Annotated in this window: 6 protein-coding genes; all 6 read right to left on the bottom strand. The window is 72.3% G+C overall.

The genetic code is table 11. The annotated features are described in order from the left end of the window. Nucleotides 1-43: 43 nt before the first annotated feature. The 6 genes from ACFC0D_RS21935 to ACFC0D_RS21910 all read right to left on the bottom strand — a co-directional run bounded on the left by ACFC0D_RS21935 (nt 44) and on the right by ACFC0D_RS21910 (nt 6,786). Nucleotides 44-400 (bottom strand): STAS domain-containing protein, encoded by a 357-nt coding sequence (locus ACFC0D_RS21935; protein ID WP_376438365.1) that lies wholly within the window; start codon nt 398-400, stop codon nt 44-46. A gap of 151 nt (nt 401-551) precedes the next feature. Beyond that, a complete protein-coding gene (locus ACFC0D_RS21930; protein WP_376438362.1) occupies nt 552-2,147 on the bottom strand; it encodes a molybdopterin-dependent oxidoreductase in 1,596 nt (531 codons plus the stop codon). A 75-nt stretch (nt 2,148-2,222) separates the two neighbouring features. Next, nucleotides 2,223-3,596: a cryptochrome/photolyase family protein gene (locus ACFC0D_RS21925; protein WP_376438359.1), complete on the bottom strand. Its 1,374-nt coding sequence runs from the start codon at nt 3,594-3,596 to the stop codon at nt 2,223-2,225. Continuing rightward, nucleotides 3,593-5,119: an SDR family oxidoreductase gene (locus ACFC0D_RS21920; protein ID WP_376438356.1), complete on the bottom strand. Its 1,527-nt coding sequence runs from the start codon at nt 5,117-5,119 to the stop codon at nt 3,593-3,595. Before ACFC0D_RS21920 ends, ACFC0D_RS21925 begins: the two co-directional genes overlap by 4 nt. Nucleotides 5,120-5,209: 90 nt before the next feature. Next, nucleotides 5,210-6,124 carry an amino acid ABC transporter permease gene (locus tag ACFC0D_RS21915; protein ID WP_376438353.1) on the bottom strand — a complete coding sequence of 305 codons (915 nt, stop codon included), beginning with the start codon at nt 6,122-6,124 and terminating at the stop codon, nt 5,210-5,212. Further along, complete coding sequence (locus ACFC0D_RS21910) at nt 6,121-6,786, bottom strand: amino acid ABC transporter permease (RefSeq protein WP_362358443.1); 666 nt, start codon at nt 6,784-6,786, stop codon at nt 6,121-6,123. The genes ACFC0D_RS21915 and ACFC0D_RS21910 overlap by 4 nt, the downstream gene beginning before the upstream one ends. Nucleotides 6,787-6,794: the final 8 nt, after the last annotated feature.

Below are 6,794 nucleotides of genomic sequence, written 5' to 3'. Positions count from 1 at the left end.
TTGGGGGGGGGCCCGCGCCCCCGGGGCGCGGGGGCCCGCTCCGTCATCGCCGGCCGGCGGCCCTTCCGCCGGGCGGCGGGGACCACAGGGTGCCCGCGGCGACCCGCAGCAGCCTGAGGACGACGGCCGGGGGCGCGTCGATGCGGTAGCGGCGGCCCAGCCGGGACCACTGGTCCAGGACGGCGAGGAGGCCGGAGTCGCAGAAGGTGACCCGCGAGGCGTCCAGGATCAGATCCGTACAGCCGTCCGCGGCGGCGGAGGCGAGTATCGCCCGCAGCGGCGCGGCGCTGTAGTGGTCGAGCTCTCCGGTCAGCCGGACCAGCAGGGTCCCGGCACCGACGTGGGTGCAGGAGTGGACGACTATGCCGCCGGGCGCGGTGTCCGCACCCTGGTCACGCATGGGGGGCCGGTGCGTCTCGGTCAGTATCGGTGCGGTGCTCGCGGTACTCACATACCCATCAACGGTCCTTCGGCCCGCTCGGGGGTACGCGGCACGCCGCCCGGTCACCCCACCGGGCAGCAGTGATCCACTTCCGGGGGACACTGCCGGGTCATTCGACGGCTTCGACCGTGACCGCGATGGTGTGCCACCCGCTCGCCCCGTCGGGCATCGGGTCGGTGCGGCGCTCGGTCTGGGTGACGCCGGCGCCGTCGGTGGCCCGGACGGCGAGGTCGTGGCGGCCGGGGGTGGCCCGCCACGGGTACACCCACTGGCGCCAGGTGTCCCGGCTGTCCTCCGCGGCGAGCCGCGCGTCCTGCCAGGGACCGTCGTCGATGCGTACCTGGACGCGCTCGATCCCCCGGTGCTGGGCCCAGGCCACCCCGGCGATCATCACCGTGCCCTCGTCGAGGCGGGCGAGGGAGCGGGGAGTGTCGATCCTCGACTGGGTCTTGACCGGCGCCTCGGGCGCCCAGCCCCCGCGCACCCAGTACGCGTCGTAGGCGTCGAAGGTGGTGAGCTCGATGTCCACGATCCACTTGCAGGCGGAGACGTAGCCGTAGAGGCCCGGGACGAGCATCCGGACGGGGAAGCCGTGGTCGAAGGGCAGGGGCTCGCCGTTCATCCCGAAGGCGAGGAGCGCGTCGCGGCCGTCCATCACGTCCTCGACCGGGGTGCCGATCGTCATGCCGTCGACGGAGCGGGCGACGATCTGGTCGGCCGGGCCGCCCTCGGACGGCGGTCGGACACCCGCCTCACGGAGCAGGTCGGCGAGCCGGACGCCCAGCCAGCGGGCGTTTCCGACGAGGGGTCCGCCGATCTCGTTGGAGACGCAGGCGAGGGTGATGTCGCGCTCGATCACGGTGCGGCGGAGGAGATCCTGCAAGGTGAGGGTGCGTTCCCCGTCGACGCCCAGGCCGTGGATCCGCAGCCGCCAGCTGCCGGCGTCGACCTTGGGGACGACGAGCGCGGTGTCGATCCGGTAGAAGTCCTCGTTCGGGGTGATGAAGGGTCCGATGCCGGGGACGTCGAGTTGCGCCCCGCGCGGAACGGCCGGTGCGGCGGACGCCGGCCGGGGGAGCCGGAGCGCGGTACGGGAGGCCACGGCGTTCTCGTGGCGGGCGCCGCCCAGCGCCCGGGCGAGAGCCGCCGCACCCGTAGCGGCGACGACCGTGGCGGCGGCCGTCAGGAGGAAGCTCCGGCGGCTCGCTCGGGCGGCCCGTTCCGGTGCGGCCGTGGGCCGTCGGGCGAGCAGTCGGCCGGTCAGTACGTACAGCAGGGCCGCGCCGGCCACCGCGCCGATGAGCGAAGGGAGCATGTCGGCCACGGAGTCGGAGTCCGGGCGGCCCGCGGCGGCGACCGCGCCGACGAGGCCGAGGAGGAGCACGCCCGCCACCCCGGCCGGCCTGTTCCGCAGCGCCAGCAGCCCGATGGCCGCGGCCAGCAGCGCAAGGATCGTGAGGATGCCCGTCAGGAGCACGGCCTTGTCGCTCGTGCCGAAACTCCGGATCGCCCATTCCTTGACCGCGGCCGGGGTGAGGTCGATGACCGCTGCCCCGACGGCCGTCACGGGGCCCGCCTCGGGGCGGACCCATGCGGCGACGACTTCGGCGACGGCGAGGGAGACGTACCCGGCGACGAGCCCGCCGAGCGCGCCGAGGAGGCGGTCGGTGCGGGTGAGCTCGCGCGGGGACTCTGAGAGGGTCATGCTTCTCATTCGGCATCGAGGCGGCGCTGGATGGGGTGTTTTCACCCGGAAGGCGGACTGCGCCGGGACAGTGTCTCAGTCCGGTGCTCGTGCGTGCCGGAAGCGGGCCAGTCCCTCGGACAGTCCGATCAAGGGTTCGGGATAGTCGTACCGGGCTCGTTCCGGGCCGGGCAGCTTCCACGGCTCGTGGACCGCGCGGGCCTCGAGTCCCTCGAGTTCCGGCACCCATCGCCGTACGTACACCCCCTCGGGGTCGTACCGCTTGCCCTGGGTGACGGGATTGAGCACCCGGTTGGGGCGGGTGTCGGTGCCCGTGCCGGCCACCCACTGCCAGTTGAGCTGGTTGTCGGCGATGTCGCCGTCGACCAGGAGCTCCAGGAAGTGCCTGGCGCCGGCACGCCAGTCGACGTACAGCGTCTTGGTCAGGAAGGAGGCGGTGAGCAGCCGCCCCCGGTTGTGCATCCATCCCTCGTGGGCGAGTTGGCGCATGGCCGCGTCCACGACCGGATACCCGGTACGGCCCTCCTTCCACGCCCGGAGGTCTGCCTCGGCCTCCTTCCCCCGCCGCCATGCGTCGTCCCGCGGGCGGTAGTCGTCGACGGCGACGCCGGGGCGCGCGGCGAGGACCTGGTGGTGGAAGTCGCGCCAGCAGAGCTGCCGCACGAAGGCTTCGGCGCCCGCCCCGCCCCGGGACCGGGCCCGGTGGACCGCCTCGGCCGCCGAGACCGTACCGAAGTGGAGGTGCGGCGAGAGGCGGGAGGTGGCGTCACCGGCGAGGTCGTCGTGCCGAGTCCCGTACGCGTCGGCGTGCCGGCCGAGCCAGGCGGTGAGCCGTCTGCGGCCCTCCCTCTCGCCGCCGCTCGCCAGCCCCGGTGACACGGACGGAACGGCATCACGAGTGGGGAAGTCCTCGGAGCGGATCCCCGGAGGGACATGGATCGTACGCGGCGCCGCGAGCGGTTCCCGGAGCCGCTCGCGCGACCATCGCCTGAAGTAGGGGGTGAAGACGGCGTAGTGATCCGACCTTGCCGGTGTCACGGCCCCGGCGGGCAGCGCGGTGACGACACCGTCGTGGACGTGGAGGCGCCGCCCGTCCGCCTCGAGGGCGCGGCGCAGCCGGTCCTCACGGCGGCGGGCGAAGGCGGTGCATCCGGCCGCCAGATGCACCTCGTCGGCGTCGGCCTCCCGGACGACGGCGCATACCTCGGCGACGGGGTCGCCCGAGCGCACGACGAGCCGGCCGCCGCGATCGCGCAGCGCGGTGTCGAGAGCGGTGAGGCAGTCGCCGAGGAAGGCGAGCCGGTTCGGCGCCGCGAAGCCGACGCGGTCCACCGCCGGATCCCGTACGAAGAGGGGGACGATCTCGTTTCCCCGGCCCAGCGCGGCACACAGCGGCGGATGGTCGTGGACTCGCAGGTCCGAGGTGAAGAGGACGACCGAGACGCTCATGGCGCCGCTTCCGGCGCCGGCGTGGGGGACGACTCCGCCTTCTGGGCGATGTTGCGGGCCATGCCGCCGAAGACCACGGCGTGGAACGGCGAGACGCCCCACCAGTAGGCATGGCCGGCCAGACCGTGCGGGTGGAACATCGCCCGCTGGCGGTACCGGGTCCGCCCGTCCTCGTCGCTCTCGGCGTACATCTCCAGCCAGGCGAGTCCCGGAAGCCTCATCTCCGCGCGCAGCCGCAGCAGGCGGCCGCGCTCGATCTCCTCCACGCGCCAGAAGTCCAGCGAGTCGCCGACCCGCAGCCGCGTCGCGTCGCGGCGGCCCCTGCGCAGTCCGACGCCTCCGATGAGGCGGTCGAACCAGCCGCGGACGGCCCAGGCGAGGGGGAAGGAGTACCAGCCGTTCTCCCCGCCGATTCCCTCGACGACGCGCCACAGCGCCCGCGGCGAGGCGTCGACGGTCAGCTCGCGGACGTCGGTGTAGAGGCTGCCGCCCGCCCAGTCGGGGTCGGTGGGCAGCGGATCGCTCGGTGCTCCGGGGAGGGAGGCGGACGACCACCGGGTGATGACCTGGGCGTCGCGGACCCGCTGGAGGGCGAGTGTGAGCGCCGTGTCGAAGGAGAGGGGTGTGCCGGGCGGGTCCGGCACCCACGCGGCGATGTCGTGCTCGTCGCAGACGACCTCGTACCTGAGCGACTCCGCGAGGGGGCGGGCGAGGGACCGGGGCACCGGAGTGACCAGACCGATCCACAGACTGGAGAGACGTGGTGTGAGGACCGGCACGGGCACGATGAGCCGCCGGGGCAGCCCGGCGACTGCGGCGTAGCGGCGCATCATGCCGAGATAGGTGAGGACGTCGGGACCGCCGATGTCGAAGGCGCGGCTGACCTCCTCCGGCATCCGGGCGCTGCCGACCAGATAGCGCAGGACGTCCCGGACGGCGACGGGCTGGACACGGGTGCGCACCCAGCTCGGGGTGACCATCACGGGCAGGCGTTCGGTGAGGTAGCGAAGCATCTCGAAGGAGGCCGAGCCGGATCCGATGATGACGGCGGCGCGCAGCACCGTGGTGGGGACCCCGGATTCCAGGAGGATGCGCCCGACCTCCGCGCGGGAGCGCAGATGGGGCGAGAGGTCGCGTTCGGGAACTCCGCGCGGGGTGAGTCCGCCGAGGTAGACGATGCGGCGGACACCGGCGGCGCGGGCCTGCTCGGCGAAGGTGCGGGCGGCGACGCGGTCGGTGTGCTCGAAGTCGCGGCCGCCGCTCAGGGCGTGCACCAGGTAGTAGGCGACGTCGATGTCCTGGAGGGCGGGCGCCAGTGTCCCGGCGTCGGTGACGTCACCACGGACGACCTCCACCTCTCCGGCCCAGGGGTGGTCGCGCAGCTTCGCGGGGGTCCGCGCCAGGCACCGCACCCGGTGACCGGCGGCGAGGAGTTCGGGGACGAGGCGGCCGCCGATGTAGCCACTGGCTCCGGTGACGAGGCACCGGAGCCCCCGGGGCTCGTGCCCTTGTGCGTCTGTCATGAAGTGCTCCGCTCCGCCGTCCGGGTGGTGGCATGTCCGCACCGCGTTCCCCGCGACACGGGGTCATGGCCCCTCCCGAGGACCACCTTGTCACTTGGTCCTGTCGGCCGGGCCCATGTGCTCGCCCGGGGTCGCGAGTTCCTCGACCGCGTCGGCGCCGACGATCGCGCCCGTCGACTTCTTGGCGCGCCTCAGTCTGCGTTCCAGCCAGCCGGCGAAGGAGGTGAGGGCGAAGTTCAGGATGACGAAGATGACGGCGACGACGGTGAAGCTGGCGATGGTGTTCGCTCCATAGTTCGCGCTCATCGGGCGTACGGATGCGAGGAGCTCGGAGAAGCCGAGCATCGCGCCGCCGAGCGCGGTGTCCTTGACGATGACGACCAGCTGGCTGACCAGTGCCGGAAGCATCGCGGTGACCGACTGGGGCAGCAGGACGTTGGTCATGGTCTGGCCCTTGCGCATCCCGATCGCCTTGGCGGCGTCGGTCTGGCCGCGGGGCAGGGAGAGGATGCCCGCCCGTACGACCTCGGCGAGGACCGAGGCGTTGTAGAGGACCAGGCCGGTGACGACCGCGTAGAGGGGGCGGTTCTCCGGGCTGATGTCGGTGAACTCGGAGTAGGCGGCGTTGGCGAAGAGCATCAGGATCAGCACGGGGATGGCGCGGAAGAACTCCACGATCGTGCCGGCGGTGCCGCGGATCCAGGCGTGGTCGGAGAGGCGCCCGATACCGAGGAGGGCGCCCACCGGCAGGGCGATGACCACGGCGAGCGCGGCTGCGATGAGGGTGTTCTTCAGGGCGGGCAGGAGGAACGTCGTCCAGGTGCGGGAGTCCGTGAAGAACGGCGACCATTTGGCCCACTCGAGCTGGCCCTGATCGGCGAGGGTCGCCAGGACCCACCAGATGAGGCCGGCGACGGCGAGCAGGAACAGCAGCGTGTAGAGGAGGTTGCGGCGCTTCGCGCGCGGGCCGGGGACGTCGTAGAGGACGGTGGGCTTCTCCTTCATCGCTTCACCGCCACCTTCTTGCTCACCCAGCCGAGGAAGAGCCCCATGGGGAGCGTGAGGCAGATGAAGCCGACCGCGAAGATCAGCGAGATGAGGATGAGCTGGGCCTCGTTCTCGATCATCTCGCGCATCAGCAGGGCGGCCTCGGCGACGCCGATGGCGGCGGCCACGGTGGTGTTCTTGGTGAGAGCGATCAGGACGTTGGCCAGCGGTCCGACGACCGAGCGGAACGCCTGCGGCAACACGATCAGGCGCAGCACCTGGGGGAAGTTGAGTCCGATGGCCCGGGCGGCCTCGACCTGGCCGAGGGGAACGGTGTTGATGCCGGAGCGCAGCGCCTCACAGACGAAGGCGGAGGTGTAGGCGATCAGTCCGAGGACGGCGAGCCGGAAGTTGATGGTGGTGAAGTCCTCGGCGCCCATGTTGACGCCGAGGGTCTGGAACAGGCCGAGCGAGGTGAAGACGATGATGACCGTGAGGGGGATGTTGCGGACGATGTTGACGTAGGCGGTGCCGAAGCCCCGCATCAGGGGGACGGGGCTGACGCGCATGGCCGCCAGCAGCGTCCCCCAGATCAGGGAGCCGATCGCGGAGTAGACGGTGAGCTGCACCGTCACCCAGAACGCTCCCAGCAGGTCGTAGCCTTCGAGGAAGTCGAACACGGCGGCCC

The organism is Streptomyces sp. NPDC056222 (genome assembly GCF_042264065.1).
Lineage (GTDB): Bacteria > Actinomycetota > Actinomycetes > Streptomycetales > Streptomycetaceae > Streptomyces.
Note: the sequence above shows the minus strand (reverse complement) of the source record. Positions and strands in the feature narration are given on the sequence as shown.